The organism is Plantibacter cousiniae (nom. nud.), assembly GCF_977070315.1.
Genome location: NZ_CDRVEU010000001.1, coordinates 373,989 through 397,086 on the forward strand (window position 1 = coordinate 373,989; position 23,098 = coordinate 397,086).

The following is a 23,098-nucleotide window of genomic DNA, read 5'->3' on the forward strand; positions in this document are numbered from 1 at the left end:
CGCTACAGTAAGACAGCAGAGGTGTGCGGTCTTTTCAATGAGGCTGCGTCGGTATCTTTTGAAAAAGAGGGCGCAACATGAACCTGGCCGAGCAGTACCGTGCCTACATCGCCTGTCTCAACGAGCGTCGCTGGCAGGACCTGGACAATTTCGTCGACGACGGTGTGCACTACAACGGCGAGCGGATCAGTCTGGCCGGTTACCGGGCGATGCTGGAAAACGACGTCAGGATCATTCCCGACCTGCGTTTCAATATCGACCTGCTGGTGGTCGAAGCGCCACAGATTGCCGCCCGTCTGCTCTTCAACTGCTCGCCGCAAGGGCGTTTTCTCGGGCTGGAGGCGCGTGGCCAACGCATTAAATTCAGCGAAAACGTGTTCTATACCTTTGCTGACGGCAAGATCATCGGCGTCTGGTCGGTCATTGATAAAGCGGCAGTGGAGCGCGAGCTTCGTGGCGAAGCGGCGGGCGCCTCGAGTGACAGAAGCACCTGAATGAATTCGTTACGTTCATCGAAGTAAAATCATTTCAGGGCACTCCGGGGTAGTAGCGCAGTCTTTTTTAGACACTCTCACCCGGCGGAGCCTCACATGATCACTGTCCATCACCTGAACAACTCACGTTCGCAGCGTATTCTGTGGCTGCTCGAAGAGCTCGACCTGCCCTACGAAATCAAACGTTATCAGCGCGACCCGAAAACCAACCTTGCGCCACCCGAGCTCAAGGCCGTGCATCCGCTGGGCAAATCACCTGTCATCGAAGATGGCCCGCATGTCGTCATCGAGTCCGGTGCCATTGTCGACTACCTGATTCGCCGTCATGGCGACGGTCGTCTGCAGCCGGACCCGGCCAGCGCTACCTACGACGAGTACGTGCAATGGCTGCACTTCGCTGAAGGCTCGGCGATTCTGCCGTTGATGCTCAACCTGTACGTCGGGCGTCTGGGTGACGCGGGTGCGCCGTTGCATCCGCGTATCCAGTCGGAGCTGGCCAACTACCTGGGTTATCTGAACGAAGCCCTGGGTCTGACGCCGTATCTGCTTGGCGATGAGCTGAGTGGTGCGGACATTCAGATGAGCTTTATCGGCGAGTTTGCCAAGGCTCAGGGAATGCTGCAGCCTTACCCGAACGTGACCGCGTGGGTTGAAAGGCTGCAGGGCAGACCTGCGTACCGCAAGGCTTTGGAGCAGGGCGGGGAATATTCCTTTGCCAAGTAACCGCCGTGCCTGAAGTGCTTGCACCGCACGATACTCGGGCTGATCGTTCCGCACGCTCCAGCGTGGGAATGCAGTTCTCTACGCTCTGCGTCGCAAGAGGACGCGGAGCGTCCAGAAAGGCATACGACGCAGAGCGTCGTACGATAGTTGCGATGATCGTTCCGCACGCTCCAGCGTGGGAATGCAGGTCTCGACGCTCTGCGTCGCACGATGGCGCTTACGTGGCGGGTCAGCCTTCGGACGGGCTGGTCGAGTCCTGATCCGCTTCGGCCGCCAGCTTCACGCGGTCGGCCTTGCTGATGTATTTGGCCTTGCTCTGCGGGGCCAGTTTGGCGCTGGCTTTTTTGGCATGAGCTTTCAGCAACTGCTGGATTTTCTTGCGACGATTCATATTCTTCAACTCGCTTGCACAGGCGCGAATCATAGCAGTTTGCCTGTCGCACCATGCATGCGACTACCCGCCGTTCTGAACCATTTGCCACAACGACGCACCGACGCCGGTAATGCTCTCGCCGGCAATCAGGCCTGCCGCCGCGGTGATGGCGAAGCGTTCGGTAAGTGACGGCCAGCGACAGTTCACCAGCCAGGTGAGCACCGCACCGAGCGCCATCATCAACGACACCGAGGCGGGCAGCACGAAGGCCAGGCCCAGGGCTGCGGCGCTGGGCAAGTACCGGGCGCGATACGCAGGTAGTGTGCTGTCGAGGATGCCCAGCAGCAAGCCGGCCAGACCGCCGATGAAAATCGCCCAGCGGATGCTTGCCGACAGCGAATCCAGACCGTGCGTCAGGGTCTGCGCCACAGCCTTCCAGGTCGCCACCGCCGGGGCTGGCCACTCCTCGGTGAGCAGCATCGATTGCGGGTCCGGGATCAGCGCCATATAAGCCAGAACCCCGACGATACTGCCGACGAAAATCCCCAGTGTCTGGGCGATCAATTGTTTGCGCGGCGTGGCGCCAATCGCCCGGCCTACCTTGAAGTCGTTCATCAAATCGGTGCATTGCCCGGCTGAACCGCCTGCGGTGTTGGCGCTCATCAGGTTGATCGGCACCTGACCGGGCGCGACGATACCGAAGCTCAGTTGCGATAACTGCCCGATTGCGCCGATGGGCGGGATACCCGTGGCACCGACCACACGAGCCGCCACGGCCGCCAGGCAGATCGCCAGAGGAATGGTCAGCAATGCCATCCACAGATTGATACCGAACAACAGCGCCTGCAGGCTGACCACCAACAGGATCGCCAGCGCAAAACCGGCGGCCGGCCCGGGTTTGGGCATTGACCAGGGCGTCCCACCGCTGGCTTTGGTAGACGCGTGCAGTGTCCACAGGCGGATAGCCAGCGAAGCCAGCGTCGAACAGACCATCAGGCTCACGCCCGGCCACAGCAACCATTCCACCAGCGCGGCGAACTGCGGGCCGCTGCTGTCGGACGGCAACGTCACCAGCCCCTGTTCCAGCAGCCACGGCGCCAGGCCACCCCAGGCCAGCACGGCACCGATCAGCAGGGTCAAGCCGACGCGAATACCGATAATCGCCCCGAACCCCACCAGCAGCAGCGAAGGGTCCGCGGTAAAGGTCAGGCGCTCCAACTGAGCGCTCGGCGACCAGCGCGGGAACGCCCATACGAACGTGTCGATCCACTTGGCCAGCGCCGATAGCAACGCGGTACTGAGCAGCACCTTGAGGCGCGTCGCAGCTTCACGGCCGTGATTGTAGATGTGCAGGAGGGTTTCCAGAGTGGCCATGCCTTCGGGAAACTTCAGCGATGTGTCATTGAGCAGTGACGGCCGCAAATACCAGGCAATCCAGATCCCCAGAAAGCTCACCGAAAAGACCCAGGCGATCATCGGGATGGCGTCCAATTGCTGGCCTGTCAGCAAGGTATAAGCCGGAATGGGCGCGACCAGCCCGCCGGAAATGATCGACGCAGCGGCCGAGGCGACCGTCTGATTGATGTTGCTCTCATGCAGCGTCCACGGCAGCTGCCCGGAGGCGCGCTTCGACAGCCCTTGCCAGATCGCATAACCGATCAACAGCGCAATGATCGACATGTTGAACGACCAGCCGATCTTCAACCCGGCGTACACATTGGAAGGCGTCAGCAGGATACCGAGCACAACCCCGGTAATCACCGCGCGCAGACTGAGCTCACGCTCGACAGGGCTGGCAAGAGGGTTCGATGGTGAGGTCGAAAGCATGCGAATTCCTTTCGGCAATGAGACAAGGCAACCTATAAAGTGAGCGCCATATCGGCCGAAGGTTCATATGGCAGGCTTCGTTGTGGAGTGGCGTTAAGGCATCCGTTTGTCCTGATCTTTGCCGACCGGCTACGCAGGGTGCCCGTTGCGGGAGCATCAGAAATCAGACTCTTGGAAGGACGTCGCCACGCGCCCTCTGATGAATTACAGGCGGTGAACCAGAATATCCAGCCCCTCGTCAGTGTGTGGAGTCTGGAAGTAGCGCGTGATCAGCCTGAACTCCGCATCTGTAGCCGCAAAGTCATGCTCTGCTGTTTCGTTACGAGCATGCAGTCTGGCAAGGCAAATATCATCTTCCACATCGAGATAGTGCAGTCGATGCTTAACCTGAGCGTCTTCAGCCAGGCTGCGAAGCCATTGGCGGTCTGCAAGCGTATTGGCTGGGAAATCCAGAACCACGCACATGCCGGACTTCAGCATGTCGATGACCAAAGGGCCGATGATGTCGCGAATCCGATGGGCCAGACGCACGTAGTCCGCCACTGATTTGATCTCGTCAGGGTAGAGCCGAGAGAGCCATTGATCTTCACTGAGCAGGATCGCTGAATGCTCGGTCGCGATTGATTTTGCCAGTGTCGATTTACCGGATGCGATCTTGCCGCACAGCAGGTGAAGTTTCGTGGCGAGCATCAAGGCGTGTCCCTTTTCCAGTCGTAAGGTGTGCATTCCTGAGCAGAGGCGAGTCCGTGACCCTGCGGGAGGCTCTCAGCCAAGCACATTCAGCGCATCATTGAAATGGCACTCGCGATCGTCACCGCAACATGCGCGTCATTCTAATCGCATAACCCTGCTGCGATCATCCTGCGCACGGCCCGGGCAATATCTTGCGTAGCCTGCGCGGTCTGCTCGCCTGGCAACTGATCAAACATATGCGGCACGCCTGGGTAGACATGCAATTCCACCGGCACCCCAGAGCGCGACAGGGTCAGCGCGAATGCCAGGTCCTCTTCCAGAAAGAGATCGAGTGCGCCAACGCAGATGAAAGTGTGCGGCAGATCGCTCAGGTCGGTGGCCAGTGCGGGCGAGAACAGGGCTTGGCGATCATCGTCCAGTGCGTAGGCACCGCGCAGGCATTCCCAGCAAAAATGATTGGCCTGACGCGACCAACTGAAAGTGCCGGTAGTCGGGTTGGCTGACGCAGCGTCGGGTGTGCCTGTACGGTGATCCAGCATCGGGTAGATCAGCACCAGGCCGGCGATGGTCCGCAGACCTCTGTTTCTTGCCAGCAGGGCGAGCGCGGCAGCAAGCCCGCCGCCGGCGCTGTGGCCCATGATCACCAGGTTGCGGGTGTCCATGCCCTGCGTCATCCCGTTGCTCAATACCCACTCCAGCGCTGCGTAACAGTCCTCCAGCGGGATCGGGAATGGATGCTCGGGTGCAAGCCGGTAGTCGACGGCAATGACTATTGCCTGGAGCTCGACGGCCAGCGTTGCGAGGTAGTCATCGGCCATCTCCGGGCTGCCCAGTACAAAGCCGCCCCCGTGGATATACAGGATGACGGGGAGTCCAGAGTGAGAGAGCGAAAGGTCCGGACGATAAAGACATAACCTGACGCCGTTGTCCGAATCGGAGGAGGTCCAGTGTTGCTCGCCGCGCTTTATGGTAGCGGTTGCCCATGAGGCGTTGACGCGAGCCCTGATGTCGGCAAGGGTGCGCAGCGTCCAGTTGCTCGAAGGCTCGTCCATGAACCAACGATAGGCCGGGTCCAGTAATTCATCGGCGTTCAATACGTGCTCCCGAGGCGCAGGGAGATAAGCCCCTGCGCCTGTCAGTGCTTAAAGCCACGCCTTGATTTGCGTACAGACGGCGGGCGTGGAAATGCCATAACGGTCATGCAGTGTAGGCAGCGCGCCAGCGTCGAGAAAAGCGTCCGGCAGGGCGATCTGCCTGAACGTGGGCGTCACGCCATTGCGCAGCAGCACCGTCGCCACTGCTTCGCCCAGCCCGCCAATGACCGAATGGTTTTCGGCCGTCACCACCAGCCGGCCCGGCTTTCTGGCTTCAGCGAGTAGGGTCTGTTCGTCCAGCGGTTTGATGGTCGGTACGTGCAACACTGCCACGTCGATACCGTCAGCCTGCAGCTGCTTGGCCGCTTCCAGTGCACGCATGGTCATCAGACCGGTGGCAATGATCAACACGTCGTTGCCAGTGCGCAGTGTCTTGGCTTTGCCGATCTCGAATGTGTAACCGTATTCGTCCAGCACCAAGGGCACGTTACCGCGCAGCAGGCGCATGTACACCGGGCCCTGATGTGCTGCGATCGCAGGGACCGCCTGTTCGATTTCCAGTGCATCACAGGGGTCGACGATCATCAGATTGGGCATGGCGCGAAAGATCGCCAGGTCGTCGGTGGCCTGATGGCTCGGCCCGTAACCGGTGGTCAGGCCCGGCAGACCGCAGACGATTTTGACGTTCAGGTTATCTTCGGCAATCGCCATGCAGATGAAGTCGTAAGCGCGACGCGAGGCGAACACCGCATAAGTGGTCGCAAACGGTACGAAGCCTTCCCGAGCCATGCCCGCAGCCGCGCTCATCAGCAACTGTTCGGCCATGCCCATTTGGTAGAAACGTTCAGGGTGCGCTTTGGCGAAGATGTGCAGGTCGGTGTATTTCGACAAGTCAGCCGACAGCCCGACGATGTCCTGACGTTGCTCCGCAAGCGCCGCCAATGCATGGCCGAACGGAGCCGGGCGAGTGGCCTGACCCTCGGACGCGATAGACGCGATCATCGCCGAGGTGGTCAGTTTTTTCTTCGTGGCAACGGACGGAGCCGGTGTGTGATTGGCAGAACTCATATGGTTTTCCCCTCATCGAGGTTATTCAGTGCGATGTCCCATTCGTGCTCATCCACGCGGATGAAGTGGGTCTTTTCACGGGTTTCCAGAAACGCCACGCCCTTGCCCATTTTGGTGTCGCAGATGATGACCCTGGGCTGCGCGCCGTCGTGCTGGCGCGCGTTGTCGAAGGCGGCGACGAGCGCGTCCAGATCGTTGCCGTCGACCCGTTGGGTAAACCAGCCAAACGCCTGCCAGCGCTCGACAATGGGTTCGAAAGCCAGTACCTCACTGGAGTGACCATCGGCCTGTTGGTTGTTCACATCGATGATCGCGATCAGGTTGTCCAGCTTCCAGTGCGAGGCGGACATGGCCGCTTCCCAGGTGGAGCCTTCGTTCAGCTCGCCGTCCGACAGCAGGTTGTAGACGAAAGAACGCGAGTTCTTGCGTTTCAAACCCAGACAGGCCCCTACGGCAATGCCCAGACCATGACCCAGCGAACCGCCGGTTATTTCCATTCCGGGGGTGTAAGTCGCCATACCGGACATAGGCAGACGGCTGTCATCCGAGCCGTAGGTTTCCAGTTCATCGAGCGGGACGATTTCCGCCTCTATCAATGCCGCGTACAGCGCAATGGCGTAGTGGCCGATCGACAGATAAAAGCGGTCACGCTGTTCCCATTCAGGGTCTTCAGGGCGATAGTTCAGCGCGTGAAAATAGGACACGGCGAGCAGGTCCGCAGCGCCCAGCGCCTGTCCGACATAACCCTGGCCCTGAACCTGGCCCATGCGTAATGCGTGTCGACGAATGTTATGAGCACGCTGCGCCAGCGAAGTGGAAGGCGCAGGTAAAGTAGTGGCTGTCATGGTGATTACTCCGTTGACTCAACGATTGACCGAGGCGGCAGGGATGCGCAGCACCAGATAGGCGCCGATGAACAGCACGCCGGTAATCAGGTACATGCCAATGGCGCTTGAGCCGGTCGTGGTGGTGATCCAGCCGATCAGGTAGGGCGAACAGAAGCCCGCGAGATTGGCGAAGCTGTTGATTCCGGCGATCCCGGCGGCCGCCGATACCCCGCCCAGCAGGGTGGTGGGCAGCATCCAGAACAGCGACGATGCCGAGAGAATGCCTGCTGCGGCGAGGCACAGGCTGAGCACCGAGAGCAGCAGATTGCCGCCGAACAGCGCTGCCAGGCTCAGCCCGAGCGCGCCTGCGATCATCGGCCCGACCAGGTGCCAGCGGCGTTCTCGATGCTTGTCGCCGCTGCGCCCCATCAACAGCATCACGACGATTGCGCACAGGTAGGGAAGGCTGGTCATCAGGCCGATATGCAGCGGGTCGGAAACGCCTGCATTGCGAATCAGCGTCGGCAGCCAGAAGGTGATTGCGTACTGGCCCATCACCACGCAGAAGTAGATGCACGCCAGCAGCCACAGACGCTTGTCGCGAATGAAGGCGCCTACCGACGCGTGTACCACTTTCTGGCTGTTGTCCTCTTGCAGCTCCTTGTTGACCAGTTCCTTTTCTTCAGCGGACAACCATGTCGCCTGATGCACGCCATCCTTCAGATAGCTGAGTACCAGCAAGCCGACGATCACCGTCGGGATCGCTTCGAGGACGAACATCCATTGCCAGCCGGCCCAGCCATGAACGCCTGCGAAGCGGGTCATGATGTAGCCCGACAGCGGGCCGCCGATCATGCCGGACAGCGGGATGGCGATGAACCACAGCACGGTCATGCGCGCGCGGCGATAAGAGGGGAACCAGTACGTCAGGTACAGCAGCAGGCCGGGTGCCAGACCGGCTTCCGCCACCCCGAGCAGAAAGCGCAGGGCGTAGAACTGCCAGGCAGTTTCGACCAAGGCGAAGAGCGCGGAAATAATCCCCCAGGAGATCATGATGCGGGCGATCCAGCGTCTGGCACCGACCCGGTGAAGGATCAGGTTGCTGGGCACCTCACAGAGGAAATAGCCGATGAAAAACATGCCTGCACCCAGCCCGTAGACGGTTTCGCTGAAGGCCAGGTCGTTCATCATCTGCAGCTTGGCGAAGCCGACATTGACCCGATCCAGGTACGCGCACAGGTAGCACAGCATCAGGAACGGCATCAGTCGCCAGGCGGTCTTGCGGTAGGCATTGGCGCGCGTGGTCGACACCGCGTCGAGGGTCATGGTGGTTATCATGATGGTCTGATCTCTTGTTTTTATAGACCGCCAGGCAACCGCCTGGCGTATCGTCGATCCAGAACAAACACAGGCTGTTTGCCAGCCCGTCCACTCGCGGTCAGTGAATCAGCATGCCGCCGTTCACATCCAGCGTGATACCGGTGAGATAGGACGACAGGTCGCTGGCCAGAAACAGCGCGGCATTGGCCACGTCCTGCGCTGCGCCCAGGCGGCCCAAGGGAATGCCGTCGATGATCGCGTGGCGTCGCTCATCCTGCATCAGACCGCCGGTGATATCGGTATGAATCAGGCCGGGAGCGATGGAGTTGACACGCACCTGATCGGGGCCGAATTCCCGCGCCATTGCCTTGCCAAGGCCCAGCACGCCGGCTTTCGCTGCGCTGTAGTGAGGCCCGCCGAAAATACCGCCGCCGCGCTGGGCGGAAACCGAAGACATGCACACGATACTGCCCGAGGACTGGGCGCGCATGGTCGGGATCACCGCTTGCGACATGAGCAAGGTGCCGCGCAGGCTGACGTCGAGCACCTTGTCGTAATCGGCAGGGCGGATGTCCAGGGTCTTGATGGGTTGTGTGATACCGGCGTTATTCACCAGAATGTCGATGCGACCATAGTGCGCGATGATTTTGCTGACGGCCTCGTGAACCTGACGTTCGTCGGCGACGTTGGCCGCCAGGCCGAGATGACCTTCGCCCAGTGCGGCGGCGGCATCGCGTGCTGCGGACTCGTCGAGATCGATAATCACCACGCGTGCGCCGTGGTTGGCGAAGGTGATCGCGGTTGCGCGACCGATACCGCGTTCCGACGCCGCGCCGGTGATCACTGCAATTTTGCCTTGAAGTAGCATGAGGGTTACCTCTGATTATTGTTATTGGGTTCGATTCGGGTGATCGATGACTTCAGAGTGTTCCCGGTGCCGGTCCTGAGCAATGCCGCAAAAATCACTGGATGCTGAAAAAAATTCACCTCTCGTCAATTCGACAGGCGAGTGGTTGAATGAACGAAACTCGAATAATCGGACACGTCGGAGCATCCATGCGGCCTGATGACGATGCACCTCTGAGCCTGCCACCGCTGAAAGCGCTTCAGGCTTTCGAGCAGACGGCGCGCTTTGGCAACCTGGCAAGAGCCGCCGAAGTACTGGATCTGACGCCGTCGGCGGTCAGTCACCAACTGGCCCGGCTGGAGGCCTTGATTGGCCGGCAGTTGTTCGTTCGGGCCGCCCGTGGTGTGACCCTGACGCCGGTCGGTGAGCAGTATCTGAAAGATGTCTCCGGAGTGCTCGGAGTGCTGCACAGTCTCGCCGTCGCCACCGAGCGTGCCGCCAGCGATGTCAGCCTCGATTGCCTGCGTCTGCATTCTGCGCCCAGTTTCGGGCTGCTGTGGCTGATGCCCAGGCTGGAAGCCTTTCGCGTAAGCCATCCGGACATTCAGATCAACCTGTCGTGTTCTTACGAGTCGCTGCATTTCAGCAGGGACAAGATCGACGTCGATATCCGGCATGGCAGGCCGAACTGGCCGAGTTATGAAGTGCGCACCTTGCGTGACGAGAAATTCGCTGTGCTGGCGTCTCCGCAGCTATTGGCGCGACGTCCGGTCGAGAGCGCCGCTGGCTTGCTCGACCGCGAACTGATTCTCTCCGAGGCCACACTGCTGAAATGGCCTGAATGGTTTGCCCGGCATGGTCTGGCTCGTCCGGAAAAACCCTACGCGCTGAGTTTCGACCGCTCATACATGACGCTCGAAGCGGCCAGCCACGGGCTGGGATTTGCCTTGGAAAGTACGTTGCTGGCGCAAAAATACCTGGCCACGGGTGAGTTGATCGAAGTTGCCCCTCAAGCCCTGACTGCACCGGTCGCCGCGCACCATCTGGTATTCCCCAAGGCGCACTCCAGCTTCCCCAGAGTCAGGCGATTTCTGGAATGGATGGAAGGCGAACTGGGGCAGGGATTTGTGTTTTGAACCGTGCTGCCTGTGGTCTGGCAATGGGATGCTCAATGTCCCGGGTGGCGTGCCAACGTTGAACATAGGCACGCCAATCAAGCGCTTCTAAACGACCAGCCGATGCGGTTGCCAAGCGCTGCCCTGCTGGTCTTGCGCGTCAATCACCAGACTTTGCCTTGCCGGTGCGTCAAACATCGAGCGCAGGTTCTTTTCGATGGTGTTGCACAGGTCTTCCATGCGGATCCGGTGCTGGCTGGCGCCGAACGGGGCTTGCAGGTCAGTGCCGATGCGGTCCATTGCCAGCAGCATGCAGCCGACCACCGTGGATATCGCCGGGGTGAACCAGCCCAGAGTGGTCACCATGCTCAGCGGCATGATGATGCAGAACAGGGTACTGAACAGTCTGGGGAAATAGACATACGGGTAGGGCAGCGGCGTATTGGCGATGCGCTCCATCCCGCCCTGGCAGTTGGACAGTTCGACCATGGTCGACTCCAGTCGCGCCAGGCGGATGCTGTCGATTCGCCCTCCGGCAAACTCTTCGGAGATCATGGCCGCCGAGCCATTGAGGATGTCATTGGGAAAGTTGTTGCTCTCTTTTGCGCGCTGAATCTCGGAATCCGATAACAGCCCTTCAAGTTTCGCTTTGCTGACATCGCCTTTCAAATGAGCGCGCAGTGCCCGCAGGTAAGCCATGTGACGATTGAACAGCACTTCTTTCACCGGGTTGCCGCGCTCATCGGCGTTGCCTTCAATCAAGGTCAGTACCTGACGGCCATAGCTGCGCGAGCTGTTGACCATCGCGCCCCATAACGTGCGTGCCTCCCACCAGCGGTTGTAGGCGCTGGAATTGCGAAAGCTGATCAGCACGATAAGCGCCGAGCACAATAGCGTAAGCGGCATCAGCGGGAGATCTATCCCAGCACCCTGGACCAACATGAAGTCCATGGTCACGGCCACGTCCCAGAGCAGAAGCCAGAACAGTGACCAGCCAACGTAGGTGACCGTCCTGCTGATGCACCGCCATTTTTTTTCAAAAGGACCAGACATTGCGGCACTCCTTTGCTGGGTTGGAAGAGGTTTGGCGCGGTCAATCAACACACCACGCTGCAAACTTACTGGCCGAGGCTTAAAGCTCGCTTAATTCTCCATGGTGGCGAAACAGTTACGCCTGTCTTGACCATTTCAACAGCTGGAACCCCCGGCACCCTTGCGACCACACAGCCTTGTCGGTCCTCTTCGCTGACGGGCACCCGGACGTTTGCAATTCCTATCACTCTCGGATCGACGCCCCATTGCCTTGCCTGTTCACAAGCAAGTCGTCCGGCCAGACCCGTCTCGTCGCGTTGCTACGCAACTTACGCAATAGAGAGGGAGTTTCCATGAACATCAACCGAACCGGCAGCCCGCACCCCAGCATCGAGCTGGAGCGGTTTTATTCCGCATCGGAATCGTTTGCCTCCAGTTCCGTACGCGAGCTCAGCAGTGCCGAGCAGACCAATCTGCAAGCCATTACCGATTACCTGAAAGATCATGTGTTCGCTGCGCACAAACTGCCGTTGAGTGAGTCGGCTGTCGACCAGGACGCTGTTCATGCGCATAACGAGCAGATCGACAACATCATCGATACTCGCGCCAGACGCTTGCTGGACGAGGGCGAAACGCCTGCCAGCATTGGCGAAACCTTCGCCAAGGCGGAGAAGTTCGACAGGATGGCAACCACCGCTTCGACCGCGCTACGTGCCACGCCGTTTGCCGCTGCGTCGGTGTTGCAGTACATGCAGCCTGCCATCAACAAGGGCGACTGGCTGCCGACGCCGCTCAAACCCCTGACGCCATTTGTGTCCGGAGCGCTGTCCGGTGTCATGGATCAGGTGGGCACTACGGTCATGAATCGCGCCACGGGCGACCTGCACTACCTGAGCACCTCGCCTGAGAAACTGCATGATGCGATGGCTGCTTCCGTGAAGCGTCATTCGCCGGGTGTCATGCGTCAGGCGGTCGATCTGGGCATTGCCGTTCAGACTTACAGTGCGCGTAATGCGGTGCGTACCGTGCTGGCGCCAGCACTGGCATCCAGACCCGCCGTGCAGGGTGCGGTCGACATCAGCGTGTCGGCGGCAGGTGGCCTGGCGGCCAACGCGGGGTTCGGCAATCGAATGCTCAGTGTGCAGGCGCGTGATCACCTGCGCGGCGGTGCATTCGTGCTCGGCATCAAGGACAAGGAACCCAAGGCAGACTTGAGTGAAGAAACCGACTGGCTTGAGGCCTACAATGCGATCAAGTCAGCCAGCTACGCCGGCGCGGCGCTGAACGCTGGCAAGCGGATGGCGGGTCTGCCGCTTGACGTCGCCACCGACGGCCTGAAAGCGGTGAGAAGCCTGGTGTCGGCCACCGGTCTTGCGCAAAATGGGCTGGCCCTGGCGGGCGGCTTTGCCGGCGTGGGCAAATTGCAGGAGATGGCGACCAAAAATATCACTGACCCGGCCACCAAGGCGGCGGTCAGCCAACTGACCAATATGGCCGGCTCGGCAGGTGTGTTCGCAGCTTGGACCACGGCCGCAGTCGCAACCGATCCCGCAGTGAAAAAGGCCGAGTCGTTCTTGCAGGATACGGTTAAATCGGCGGCGTCGAGTTCGACCAGCTATGTAGCCGATCAGACTGTCAAGCTGGCCAGGGCGGGCATCGACGCGAGTAGTGAGGCGATTGCTGCGACGGGGGCATCCCTGCGTGACACATTACGTCGTCGCAATGCTCGTGAGCCGGACATCGAAGAGGGTGGCATTGCAGCGGGTTCACCTAGCGCGGTGCCGTTCCAGCCAGGGCGCTCATAAGCGTCTCCAACCATAGCTGGTAAAGGAAAGGGGCGCCCTCTACGGAATGCGCCCCTTTGCTTGTTCCTCATTTATGCGTCGTATCAGAGCTCGGTGTGCTGGGTAGACGCCTTGGTCTTGTCATACGCGTGCTTGACGTCGCTCATGGCGATGTCGCCAGTGGCCAGCTTCAGGTTATCGCTGTCGCTTTTGACGAGTGCGAACTTGCCATGGGTGGCGTCCACGCCATTGAGCTCGACACTCATGTCATCAAACTGCTTGCCGCCATTGGTGCGGACCAGGGTACCGAAATCGGTGGCTTTGAAACCGTCGACTTTCAGGTGGGTATCAGCGTTGAGCTGAATGACCTTGTCATCGGCACCGTTGGCGCTGCTGTTAGTGATGTTCAGGTTGGTGACCTTTGCGCCTCCTTCGCCCTTGACCGTGATCATGTCTTCACCGACGTTCTGGGCGTGCACGTTATCAATGGTGACCTGCTCCGAGTTCTTGGCATTCACGTGGATGCCGTCGGCTTCGTTCTCACCCAAGTTCACGTTTTTCAGCACAGCGCCTTCGGCCAGTTCGAACAGGGGTTTCTGATGTTCGTCCTGGTCGCCGGTGCCCATCGACTTGTCGGCGGTAAAGGTTGCACCGTGGCCGTCATACACCTGGCCAGGACCGACTTCGATGGTGTCTTTCTCGACATTGACCTCGCCGGATTGCTCAAGAGAGCCCGTTGTATCCGAAACCGTGCCGTTGCCCGAGCTGCGGCCGGGATTGGCCAGTTGTGGGGTGACTTGAGGCGTTACGCTATCACCGCCACCGCCACCGCCACCGGTTCCGTCCTCGGTCGAAGGCGTGCCGCTGCCGTCTGCGCCAGTCGACGCATAACTACCGCCGCCGTCACCTTCAGTGGTTGGGGATGTACCGCCACCATCGCCACCACCCGACGCTGCCGTTGTACCGCCGCCGCCGTCGTCACCGCCTGAAGCTTCCTGCGTACCACCGTCACTGCCTTCGGTCGATGGCGTACCGAGTCCGCCATTGTTCTGAAACGGGTCTTGCCACTCGTTGGAGTCCTGACCCGTGTCCTGTTTTTTATTGAGGTTCATGAGCATTTGCAGCAGCGATGTGACGAGCGCGCTGAGCAGCTTGACGACGTTGGACTGCGGGTCAGTTGCAGCACTGCTGTCGGTGGGGCTTTGAACCGTATTGTCGGGCTTTCCGAAACTGACGTCTTTCTGGCTGGCAGTGTCGAACAGCAGGGCACTCGGGTCGACGGCCTGTGCAGTGCTCTCCTCGCTGAACGTATTGGTCTGTGGGCTCTTGCCGCTCAGCGCCGAGAAGTCCAACTGGGTTGAAGCGGGTTGGTAGGTGGTGGAGGAGTTGATACCGATGCTCATGGTGCTTTACCTCGATGGGATGGACATATGAACCAGCGTCGTCTTCCGGAGTTACCGGCGTTGATCGCCGCGTCCTTGTCGGGCTCTATAGGTCGATGAGGACTCTGCCTTGGCGTTGCCCGAAGTGAGTGGCAACACGGTGGGATGGGTTCCCGTTTGTGTGCGTTGACTGGCGATGATCCCGATGTACGTGTCTGGAGAGGCCGACTCGCCCCAAGGAACCAAAACACCTTGCCCTCCGACTCAGTGCGCGCACGCCAGCAAAAAAATGGTGTGGACCCACATCGCACTCAGAGGCCGTGAAATGAATAAAAATTATGAGTATCAAACGCTTATAAATGAGATTTGCGCGCTCAGCCTGATCTCCGAACCCGAACGTTTTTACGAGTCAGCCAATTTCAAAATCAGCGACGTCGACTTCACACTTCACTATCAGGACCGCGACGAGGGGCGTGCGATTCTGATCTACGGGGATATGGGCGCGTTGCCCGCGCGCAATCGCGACAGCGCATTGCTGGCGTTGATGGACATCAACTTTCATATGTTTTCGGGTGCCCACAGCCCGGCTTTCTCCTGGAATGCCCAGACCGGCCGAGTGCTGCTGATGGGATCGATAGGCCTTGAACGAGCGACAGCCGAGGGCGTGCTGTTGTTGATGAAGTCCTTTGCCGACCTGGCCAGAGAGTGGCGCGAACACGGTTTCATGGGACCGGTGGGCACTGCGGGTGCCCCGCTCAATATGCCCGCTTCCAAGGCAACCATGCGTGATAATCCTGCGAGCGCCGGGAGGTTCCAATGATCGGCACACGAGTCGGCGGATCAGGCAGTACCGAGATCGTCCAGGCGAACCAGCCGCAGCCATCTGCCGCTGTCGCCCAGGCTCATCCACACGCGGTAAGCCCGGGCAGCAACCCGCCGCTGACCGCCAGCCAGTCGGCCGCGCAGGCGCCGGAAAGCTCGGCGGCCGGCGCTGCTCGCCTGCCAGTCGCGCCGCGACATCTGCCGATTTTGCAGAAGTTTCGTGCCGAACAGCCCACCGTACAAGGCACTTCCACACCGACTATCAGCTCTAACGCGGCCCTGCTGATCGGCAGTTTGTTGCAGTCTGAAAAGCTGCCCTTCGAAGTCATGGCCGCCCGGTTGGCGCCTGAGCGTTATGAGTTGAAACAGTTTCATGGCTCCGACTTGCAGCAAACGCTCGGACGATTCGCTGAGCCAGGGCATGTGCCAGGCAAGGCCGAGACCGAGCAACTGATCAAGGGATTTGCCCAGTCGCTCGCAGACCAGCTGGAACACTTCCAGCTCATGCACGACGCGACGGCTGATGGATTCGGCCCCGGAGGGCTGCGCGACCGCAACACGCTGGCGGTCAGTCAGGCGGCGCTGGGCGAATACGCCGGTCGGGCGAGTAAGTCCATCGAAGCGGGGTTGAACCACAGTCTCGCGGTGCTGGACGAACGCATCGCCGCACTGGACAGTCAATTGGAGGGCGCCAATGAGGGCAGCAGACCGAGTCTGCTGATGGATAGACAGGCGCTGGAAACGGCCAGAGCGATGCTGAGCGACCTGCACGCCGACTTCTGCAAATCGCCTGAAGCCAAGCGGCTGAATGCCGTTGCCGCTCACACGCAAATGGATGCTCTGATCGACAAGTTGAACGTTGATCGAAACTCGGTCGGCGGCTGGAAGGGGGTCGGTCCGATCGTCGCGGCAGCGGTGCCGCAGTTTATGGTGTCCATGCTCCACCTGGGGTATATCCGTACGGCCACCGGTGACGCGATGAAAGATGCCGTTCCCGGAAAGAGCGCCGACGCCAGCATGAAGAGGGCTCTGGCCGTAGGACTGACTGCCGGGGTGGCTCATGAGGGCATTACCAACCTGTTGAAGCCGATCGTGCAGGCCGGGTTTCAGAAAACCGGCCTCAACGAGCGGCTGAATATGGTGCCACTCAAAGGGATCGATACTGACTCGGTGATTCCCGACCCTTTCGAGTTGAAGAACGACAACGGCGCACTGGTCAGAAAAACACCTGAAGAAGCCGCTGAGGACAAAGCCTTCGTCGAAAGCGAGCGAGCGGTTTTGAATCAGAAAAAGGTTCAGGTTTCGTCCACCCACCCACTGGGTGAGATGATCCCCTACGGCGCCTTTGGTGGCGGGCAGGCGGTACGCCAGATGCTGAATGATTTCAATCTGCTCAATGGCCAGACCCTGTCGGCCAGAGCGGTGACCTCCGGGATCGCCGGGGCCATATCAGCCACCACCCAGACCATTGCACAGCTGAACTCGACCTATGTCGATCCGCGCGGACGCAAGATCCCGGTCTTCACCCCGGACCGCGCCAATGCCGAACTGGGCAAGGACCTGGCCAAAGGCCTGGACCTTCGCGAGCCGGCGGTACGCACCGCGTTCTACAGCAAGGCTGTTTCAGGTGTGCAGAGCGCAGCGCTGAACGGCGCGCTACCACCGGTGGCAGTCCAGCCCGAAGGTACATCCGGCACGCTCAGCGCAGGTAATATCCTGCGCAACATGGCGCTGGCGGCAACCGGTTCGGTGTCTTACCTGTCGACCCTGTATGCCAACCAGTCGGTTACGGCCGAGGCCAAGGCTTTGAAAGAGGCGGGCATGGGCGGCGCCACGCCAATGGTAGCCCGCACTGAAACCGCCCTGAGCAACATCCGCCATCCGGACAGAGCTTCACTGCCGCATACGTTCCAGCCAGCTACCCTGGGTGGCGTCCCCAGAGCCGTGGAAAACGCCTATCACATGGCCAGGGGGGCGCTGCAATTACCGACCCAGGTGGTGGTCGATACGGTGCGTGTCGTGGAAGACGGCCTAGCAAGCGGCGTGTCCTCATTGCGCGATGCACTCAAACCAGCGGAAACATCATCGCCAGCAGTTGATGACGCCGCTGCTGTCGAACTGACGGCGATGGAGGAGGGGCGCCGACGCTGACGAAAGCAACCAGGGCTGAGCCTTTCTTTTGGAACCGACAGCGCCAGGCAGCCACTCACTGCCTGGTCAGCTCAGGCTTTTCTTAAAGGACTATGACGATGAATACCTCGCAACATGAGTTTTCCCGTTTCATCACTGCGCTGGGTACCCAGCTTGGCACTTCGCTTACCTGGCAGAACGGGGTATGCGCGCTGTATGACGGCCAGGATAACGAAGCCGCCGTCATCGAGCTGCCCGAGCACAGTGAAATGGTCATCTTTCATTGCCGCGTCGGGCGCTGCCCTGAACGCACTGCCGATTTGCAGCATTTGTTGAGCCTGAACTTCGATGTCGCCCGTTTGCACGGTTGCTGGTTTGCCGTCGATCAGGGCGATGTACGCCTGTGTGCGCAACGTGAGCTGGTGTCGCTCGATGAGCCAGCCTTTTGCGACGTGACGCGTGGCTTTATTGCTCAGGCACGCGAAGCCCGCGCATTTCTGCACGCCTGAGCAGACGGGTGTACACGCAAAAGCGCCGCTTCCATGCGGCGCTTTTGCGTTGTTTCAGCTATCAGCTTTTGACTTCGAAGCCCGACAGTTTCAACTCGCCTGCCGCCTCTTTCAGCGATGCCGAGGGCCGCGACAGCTCCCCGTCGAACGTGTAGCCGATGGGTTTGTCCTGGTCTTCGCCATAGATGAAATTGATTCGCCCGAGGGTCTTGTTCACGCTCAACGACGCACCGCTGTTGTAGCTGATCAGTGGCGTGGGTGACGTGAAGTTCTCGGTCTGCGGTGGCGCATGGAACACCACCAGCCTTTTGATCCTCATGTTGTTGCGATTTTCCAGAAGGCCGGAGAGTTCGGTCTGCGTCAGCGTACCCCTGCGGCTGCCTTCGTCGATCTCGTCGATCAGCGAGTCTTTTGGTTCAAGGCGTACCCGGGCGAGGGTGCCCTGGCTGTTTTCAAGCTGCTTGACCATGGCGCTGAGCGTCGGGTCCTGACGCATGTACTCGGCGACCCTGGCGGCGTTGCCGGGCGCACTGGCGTCACGTATCGAACCCATGATTCTGGTGAGGATGCTTTCCTTGCTCAGGCCGGACAGGTTGGTCTTGCTGGTTTCGAAGCGGGCATTGTCCAGCACGCTGTGATTGCTGATCGACGCTTCGTGTTGCACGGCCGCCCGTTTCAGGTCTCGAAGCGCCTTGTATTGCGTGTCGTTCTGCGACGGTCTGTCGGCAAACAGCGCTTTGAGCTCGTCAAGTCTTGCCTGAGTGGCCTGCTCAGGGTCCATATCGGCGTAAAGCGCGTTCAGCGGATCCTGCAGCGCTGCAAGCCTGGCTGTCGTGGCTTTATCCTTGAAGGCTGCAGCGAGACTTTTCGACAGTTTGTCCAGGCTCTCGGTGCTCATCGGGGTCGCTACGTTAAAGCGGAACTTGACCCGTTTGACGGTTTTGTCATCGATGGTCACGTTCGCTGCGACGCCCAGGTTATTGGCCGCCGATTGAGTCGCTGGCGTCGGCCCGGCAGCGGAGGCCGGGGTCGCTGTGGCGTTGGTATGCGTGCCACCGATCTGCCCGCGCGCCTGTCCGCCGAAGATCAGACTGTTGAACAGGCGCGGACGGTTCTTGCCGCCTTCGCGCAGCTCTGTCTTGTCGTTCTTCTGGGTCAGGGAGTAATCGGTGTAGCTCAGCAGGTTGACCGTGACATTCGCCGCCACGCCCAGACGCGCAACGGCGGAAAGCGGCGCGCTGTCGGCCTCCGACAGACCGAAGCCGACGCGCATATCAGCGCTGAAGCCTGTCGTGATATCGAAATTGAAGCGGCGCGCTTCATAGGTTTCGTGGTCCTTGACCTTGTTCAACAGCTGCAAGGGGTTGAGCTTGCCTTCGAACAGGTCGTCGACGAATCCGTCGATTTCGTCGTCCGCTACATTGAAGATCACCCCTGCACGCTGGCTGGCGGCAGCGGTTGCGGTCACGTCTCCGCCAAGACGGAAGTTCGGGGTCATCTTGCGGTTGTTACCGATATCGACGCTGCGGGCAGGGTGGTTTTCGTCGAAAAAGCCAGGCCAGTAGTCCTTGCCACCCCCCACGCCGCCGCTGATATTGCCGGCCGCTTCTCTCATCAGGTACAGGGTCACGCCACCTTCGCAACGTTCAGCACTGAAGAGGTAGTTGCGATTGCCGGTAGCCCCGGCGGTCGGCCACGGGCCTGTCGACTTGTCGGCAAGGACGGCGAACGGGCTGGTCAGGTTCAGCCCGTAACTGCGTTGCACGCCGATTTCATCGTCGCCATGCTCCAGGTTTTTGAGCATGGCCTTGAGCGTGTCGGCCAGCTCGGACTGATCCTGGCTGCCGGTTGCCGCGCGCATATTGACGCTGACAGCGTGGTCGGATTTTTTGAGTGCGTTCGAGAACGCCTTGACCGCGTCATACGCGCCTTCCAGTGCTGCGTTATCGGTAAAGCCCATGTCGGTGACCTGCTTGACCGGGTTCTCTCCATAGGTCACATCGCGCAACGAGGTCAATTCCGCTTGCAGCCTGGGCAGGTCGCTGCTGCGTGCCAGCAGCTCAACCTTGCCAATCAGCGCGCCGAGGTCTTTCAGGGTGACCAGATCCAGCGCCAGGCGGGCCTTGCTCAGCCCGTGATCTTCATTGGCATCGCGGCGTTGACCCAGGCCGATATCGGTTTTGGTGTGAGAAAGCTTTACCCCGTTGTCTTTCAGCCGCTTGAGCGTTGCGGCCGTTGGGTTTTCTGCGGACGGGGCGACCCGGGTCAGTGCGTTATCCAGCTCATTGACGAAATCATGGCCGGAGCTTTTGAAGTTGAGCATCGACCCCAGTTCAGCCAGCTTCTTGCCTAGCTGAGTGCGTTTCGACGACTTTGCCAATTCGCTGTGCTGGTTGAGCACGCCGTCGTTCTGCCTCAGGTTTTTGAGCTTGCCGTAATCCTTGCCGATGTTCTCCAACGCGGTCCTGGCGTGCTTCTCCAGTTCGTCGCGGAATACTTCCAGTTCTTTTGCCAGCTCAGCGCCTTCAGGGCCAAGCTGCAGGCGCGCAATCCGCGCCTTGAGATCGTTGCCCGGGGTCGGCGGTGCGCCGCCGGCTTCATGAATCAGTTCAAGTTGTTTGAACGCGATCAGCTCTTTCTTGTAGAGCTCCTTCAGGCCCTCGCGACCATGATAGCGATGCTGGATGTTGTTGCCGACGTTCTTCATCCAGCGAGGCGGTTCCAGCGTGTGCTTGTAGACATTGGCCCGAATAGCCTCGCTGGCGGCGGGACGATTGCTTTTCTCCATGCCGCTGCGCCCGAATGCATTGATGTCCAGCTTGGCCGTCAACCCGGTGCCTGGAATCCGCCAGGTCTTGTGCGCTCGCGTGATGCGATTGTAGACGTCGTTCAAGCCGTTTTTTTCCACGGGACGCTGTTCGAACGCTTGCCACTGCCCCTCTTTCAGTTGCATCAGGCCTTGACCGGCGGCGTCCTCGACCTGGACGCTCAAGCGATTGTCATCATTGCTGTACAGCGCTTTGACCGGTTGCCCGTCAGGTGCTGCGAGCGGCGTCCATTTGGCGGCCAACTGGCCTCCGAATCGGGTTGCCTGCCATGCCTCTCTGGGCATGCAGTAAAGCTTGCCGGTGCTGCTCAGTGTGTAAAGGTTGTGCTTTTCGTCCAGGGCCAGTTCCTTGATATCGCCCTCGATTGCGGACGTATCCAGATCAATGGGTTTGTGGTCCTTGCTATGGGCCGTCAGCCTGTTCTGATCATCGAGCACAACAAAGCGCTTGTCGCTGACCATGGCAAAGGCGGTCACGACCCGATTCTCCAGCCCTGCGATTTCCTTGCCCATCGCCACCTTGGTCGAGCGTGCTATCTGGGCCAGCGCCGTATTGTGGTCGAAGGCGACATTGGGGTGTTTAGGGGCCACATCCAGCCTGAGCAGCTTGCCACCTTTCAATACGTAGGCGTTGCTGTCGGCACCGCGTTGCAAGCGATCCACCTCCTTGATGCCAGCGTCTTTCCAGCACTGTGGCGTCGCATCCCAACGCTGGATACGACCGGCGCTCAGGCCGACCAGCCCGGCACGGTCGAGGTGCAGGCGGTCGGCCCCGGCGGGCGCTGGCATAACCGTCAGGCCGCGTGTGTTGTCCAGGACCAATGCATTGGTCAGGTTCCAGCCGCTTTCCAGCTTCGTACCCTGCTCATCGAGCGCATGGGAGTGAACCTCGCCCTGACGATTCCTGATCAGCGCGTGCACGCGACCGTCATCGCCACTGATGAATCCGCTGACGCTGTTGTGGCCGCCCATGGGTTGATCGTCCAGCCTGTAGCCGGCCCGCTCCGGCATCAGGCGCAACGTCGGGTCGTTGCTTTCGAAGGCGCTGCGATCAGTGCTGTAAAGCCTGCCCTGCGTGTCTGCAATAAATAGCCTGTCGTTGCTCAGGGCGACTTCGGCGGCCTGTGCCTGACCACCGTCGAGTTCCAGGGCTTTGGTTTTTTTCGGGGTCAGCCCACCAATCACCGGACTCATGTCGGTCAGCAGGACGGTCTGCACGTCCGAGCCGCTGAGCAGTGCCGCGGTATCGTCAGGCGCAATCGAAAATGACTTCAGGTCGTTGAACTCGGCGTGCGGCATGAACGGGCTGGAGAGATCGACGACGACATCGTCACTTTTGGCGTAGACCGAGCCGTTGCCTCCGGTTATCAGGCGGTTGAAAGCGATGTCCTCGATATCATCCACTGGTTTCCAGCGAGCGGCGAGCGGTTCGAACTGGTACAGCCGGTCTTCGTGCACGCGCAGGCGGTCGCCGCTGGTGGTCTGATGGACCTCGGTGAGGTGGGCGATATGGGCCTTGCCTGGCAACTCCTGGCTGCGCCGCCCGTCAAGGGTGTCGAGATGAATGTGGTTTTCTTCACGCTGCATGTTCACCGGCGGAGGCTTCCCGCCTGCTACCGGCAGTGTGGGCTCGCTGCTGCGGATGACGGCCAGCGAGCTGTCGTCCTGCGCCAGATGCAGCAGATGCCCGTTGGCTTGCAGAAGTTGGTGGCCCTTCGCGCCTTGCTCACTCTGCTGCGCCAGATAGGTTTGTCCGGGCTTGGCGAGTATGTCGTCCAGCAGCGCGGCCATGCCGGGCGTCTTGAACGAAGAGAAATCCGGCTTGCCGTCGGCACTCAGCCTGACAGTGGCCTGTGGTTGCGCATTGCGTACCCCTTGCTCGCTCCTGAGCGCGGAGCGCCCGCTGGTGCCAGGTTCCAGCCCGGGGTTGCGCGGCGCAAGCGGCTCTTCAGGATCGTCGGCTTTGGTGCCGGAACTGCTTGCCGTGTTCGTGTCGACAGGTTGCATTGACTGGCGTGTACCATCGGAGCCTTGCAGGCGGCTGCCAGGGTTACGGCGTTCGCGCATAGCGCTGGCGACCGCCTCTTCGTCAGTCATGGGCTCTGCGGAGAGCTGCTGCGAAGCGCTGTGTGTGAGCTGATCCTGCGGAAGATTGAATGTGACACGGCGATTGTTACGGGGGGCAGTGCCTGTCCGCGTCGATTCTTCTTCTATTTCATGCGTCGTCGTCC

Annotated in this window: 18 protein-coding genes; 7 read left to right on the forward strand and 11 right to left on the reverse strand. The window is 60.2% G+C overall.

Annotated features, from left to right (window positions below; all coding sequences use genetic code 11):
* Window positions 1-77: 77 nt before the first annotated feature.
* Window positions 78-494, forward strand: a complete 417-nt coding sequence (locus tag ACW55A_RS01710; RefSeq protein ID WP_151342633.1) for an ester cyclase — start codon at window positions 78-80, stop codon at window positions 492-494.
* A gap of 96 nt (window positions 495-590) precedes the next feature.
* On the forward strand, window positions 591-1,217 hold the full coding sequence (locus tag ACW55A_RS01715) for a glutathione S-transferase family protein (RefSeq protein WP_003339874.1): 627 nt from the start codon (window positions 591-593) through the stop codon (window positions 1,215-1,217).
* A gap of 229 nt (window positions 1,218-1,446) precedes the next feature.
* Here the strand turns inward: ACW55A_RS01715 and ACW55A_RS01720 are convergent, their stop codons facing one another.
* The 8 genes from ACW55A_RS01720 to ACW55A_RS01755 all read right to left on the reverse strand — a co-directional run bounded on the left by ACW55A_RS01720 (window position 1,447) and on the right by ACW55A_RS01755 (window position 9,287).
* Entirely contained in the window at window positions 1,447-1,608 is a 162-nt protein-coding gene (locus tag ACW55A_RS01720; protein ID WP_080053457.1) for a DUF2986 domain-containing protein, read from the reverse strand.
* Window positions 1,609-1,671: 63 nt separating this feature from the next.
* A complete protein-coding gene (locus tag ACW55A_RS01725) occupies window positions 1,672-3,417 on the reverse strand; it encodes an OPT family oligopeptide transporter (protein WP_003433497.1) in 1,746 nt (581 codons plus the stop codon).
* 204 nt (window positions 3,418-3,621) lie between these two features.
* Window positions 3,622-4,107, reverse strand: a complete 486-nt coding sequence (locus tag ACW55A_RS01730) for a P-loop nucleotide/nucleoside kinase family protein (protein WP_117140297.1) — start codon at window positions 4,105-4,107, stop codon at window positions 3,622-3,624.
* Between the two features lie 143 nt (window positions 4,108-4,250).
* Window positions 4,251-5,204 carry an alpha/beta hydrolase gene (locus ACW55A_RS01735; protein ID WP_455807846.1) on the reverse strand — a complete coding sequence of 318 codons (954 nt, stop codon included), beginning with the start codon at window positions 5,202-5,204 and terminating at the stop codon, window positions 4,251-4,253.
* A 48-nt stretch (window positions 5,205-5,252) separates the two neighbouring features.
* On the reverse strand, window positions 5,253-6,272 hold the full coding sequence (locus tag ACW55A_RS01740; protein WP_058397431.1) for a transketolase family protein: 1,020 nt from the start codon (window positions 6,270-6,272) through the stop codon (window positions 5,253-5,255).
* Window positions 6,269-7,117, reverse strand: coding sequence for a transketolase (locus ACW55A_RS01745; RefSeq protein ID WP_058397430.1), 849 nt, complete (start codon window positions 7,115-7,117; stop codon window positions 6,269-6,271). Before ACW55A_RS01745 ends, ACW55A_RS01740 begins: the two co-directional genes overlap by 4 nt.
* An 18-nt stretch (window positions 7,118-7,135) precedes the next feature.
* On the reverse strand, window positions 7,136-8,437 hold the full coding sequence (locus ACW55A_RS01750; protein ID WP_024662124.1) for an MFS transporter: 1,302 nt from the start codon (window positions 8,435-8,437) through the stop codon (window positions 7,136-7,138).
* 100 nt (window positions 8,438-8,537) lie between these two features.
* Entirely contained in the window at window positions 8,538-9,287 is a 750-nt protein-coding gene (locus ACW55A_RS01755) for an SDR family NAD(P)-dependent oxidoreductase (RefSeq protein ID WP_122265434.1), read from the reverse strand.
* 188 nt (window positions 9,288-9,475) lie between these two features.
* On the opposite strand from ACW55A_RS01755, the gene ACW55A_RS01760 reads away from it, so the two are divergent.
* Window positions 9,476-10,402 carry a LysR substrate-binding domain-containing protein gene (locus ACW55A_RS01760; RefSeq protein ID WP_498810406.1) on the forward strand — a complete coding sequence of 309 codons (927 nt, stop codon included), beginning with the start codon at window positions 9,476-9,478 and terminating at the stop codon, window positions 10,400-10,402.
* 87 nt (window positions 10,403-10,489) lie between these two features.
* On the opposite strand, the gene ACW55A_RS01765 is transcribed toward ACW55A_RS01760, so the two are convergent.
* A complete protein-coding gene (locus tag ACW55A_RS01765; protein ID WP_065349208.1) occupies window positions 10,490-11,434 on the reverse strand; it encodes a bestrophin family protein in 945 nt (314 codons plus the stop codon).
* 332 nt (window positions 11,435-11,766) lie between these two features.
* On the opposite strand from ACW55A_RS01765, the gene ACW55A_RS01770 reads away from it, so the two are divergent.
* Window positions 11,767-13,218 (forward strand): type III effector, encoded by a 1,452-nt coding sequence (locus tag ACW55A_RS01770; RefSeq protein WP_455807845.1) that lies wholly within the window; start codon window positions 11,767-11,769, stop codon window positions 13,216-13,218.
* An 83-nt stretch (window positions 13,219-13,301) separates the two neighbouring features.
* Here ACW55A_RS01770 and ACW55A_RS01775 read toward each other — a convergent pair whose 3' ends face one another.
* Window positions 13,302-14,600, reverse strand: coding sequence for a pectate lyase (locus ACW55A_RS01775; protein WP_498810409.1), 1,299 nt, complete (start codon window positions 14,598-14,600; stop codon window positions 13,302-13,304).
* Between the two features lie 175 nt (window positions 14,601-14,775).
* On the opposite strand from ACW55A_RS01775, the gene ACW55A_RS01780 reads away from it, so the two are divergent.
* The 3 genes from ACW55A_RS01780 (at window position 14,776) to ACW55A_RS01790 (ending at window position 18,040) form a co-directional block, all read left to right on the forward strand.
* Window positions 14,776-15,399, forward strand: coding sequence for a CesT family type III secretion system chaperone (locus ACW55A_RS01780; RefSeq protein WP_498810411.1), 624 nt, complete (start codon window positions 14,776-14,778; stop codon window positions 15,397-15,399).
* Window positions 15,396-17,552, forward strand: coding sequence for a restriction endonuclease (locus tag ACW55A_RS01785; protein ID WP_498810413.1), 2,157 nt, complete (start codon window positions 15,396-15,398; stop codon window positions 17,550-17,552). Before ACW55A_RS01780 ends, ACW55A_RS01785 begins: the two co-directional genes overlap by 4 nt.
* 98 nt (window positions 17,553-17,650) lie before the next feature.
* Complete coding sequence (locus ACW55A_RS01790; RefSeq protein ID WP_003433480.1) at window positions 17,651-18,040, forward strand: type III secretion system chaperone; 390 nt, start codon at window positions 17,651-17,653, stop codon at window positions 18,038-18,040.
* 61 nt (window positions 18,041-18,101) lie between these two features.
* Here the strand turns inward: ACW55A_RS01790 and ACW55A_RS01795 are convergent, their stop codons facing one another.
* Complete coding sequence (locus ACW55A_RS01795; protein WP_498810415.1) at window positions 18,102-22,964, reverse strand: AvrE-family type 3 secretion system effector; 4,863 nt, start codon at window positions 22,962-22,964, stop codon at window positions 18,102-18,104.
* Between the last annotated feature and the right edge of the window lie 134 nt (window positions 22,965-23,098).

Excerpts from the sequence above, each read along its gene's own strand:
- ACW55A_RS01710 (WP_151342633.1), top strand. The coding sequence starts at position 78 with ATGAACCTGGCCGAGCAGTACCGTGCCTACATCGCCTGTCTCAACGAG.
- ACW55A_RS01715 (WP_003339874.1), top strand. The coding sequence starts at position 591 with ATGATCACTGTCCATCACCTGAACAACTCACGTTCGCAGCGTATTCTG.
- ACW55A_RS01720 (WP_080053457.1), bottom strand. The coding sequence starts at position 1,608 with ATGAATCGTCGCAAGAAAATCCAGCAGTTGCTGAAAGCTCATGCCAAA.
- ACW55A_RS01725 (WP_003433497.1), bottom strand. The coding sequence starts at position 3,417 with ATGCTTTCGACCTCACCATCGAACCCTCTTGCCAGCCCTGTCGAGCGT.
- ACW55A_RS01730 (WP_117140297.1), bottom strand. The coding sequence starts at position 4,107 with ATGCTCGCCACGAAACTTCACCTGCTGTGCGGCAAGATCGCATCCGGT.
- ACW55A_RS01740 (WP_058397431.1), bottom strand. The coding sequence starts at position 6,272 with ATGAGTTCTGCCAATCACACACCGGCTCCGTCCGTTGCCACGAAGAAA.
- ACW55A_RS01745 (WP_058397430.1), bottom strand. The coding sequence starts at position 7,117 with ATGACAGCCACTACTTTACCTGCGCCTTCCACTTCGCTGGCGCAGCGT.
- ACW55A_RS01750 (WP_024662124.1), bottom strand. The coding sequence starts at position 8,437 with ATGATAACCACCATGACCCTCGACGCGGTGTCGACCACGCGCGCCAAT.
- ACW55A_RS01755 (WP_122265434.1), bottom strand. The coding sequence starts at position 9,287 with ATGCTACTTCAAGGCAAAATTGCAGTGATCACCGGCGCGGCGTCGGAA.
- ACW55A_RS01760 (WP_498810406.1), top strand. The coding sequence starts at position 9,476 with ATGCGGCCTGATGACGATGCACCTCTGAGCCTGCCACCGCTGAAAGCG.
- ACW55A_RS01765 (WP_065349208.1), bottom strand. The coding sequence starts at position 11,434 with ATGTCTGGTCCTTTTGAAAAAAAATGGCGGTGCATCAGCAGGACGGTC.
- ACW55A_RS01770 (WP_455807845.1), top strand. The coding sequence starts at position 11,767 with ATGAACATCAACCGAACCGGCAGCCCGCACCCCAGCATCGAGCTGGAG.
- ACW55A_RS01775 (WP_498810409.1), bottom strand. The coding sequence starts at position 14,600 with ATGAGCATCGGTATCAACTCCTCCACCACCTACCAACCCGCTTCAACC.
- ACW55A_RS01780 (WP_498810411.1), top strand. The coding sequence starts at position 14,776 with ATGATCCCGATGTACGTGTCTGGAGAGGCCGACTCGCCCCAAGGAACC.
- ACW55A_RS01785 (WP_498810413.1), top strand. The coding sequence starts at position 15,396 with ATGATCGGCACACGAGTCGGCGGATCAGGCAGTACCGAGATCGTCCAG.
- ACW55A_RS01790 (WP_003433480.1), top strand. The coding sequence starts at position 17,651 with ATGAATACCTCGCAACATGAGTTTTCCCGTTTCATCACTGCGCTGGGT.
- ACW55A_RS01795 (WP_498810415.1), bottom strand. The coding sequence starts at position 22,964 with ATGACTGACGAAGAGGCGGTCGCCAGCGCTATGCGCGAACGCCGTAAC.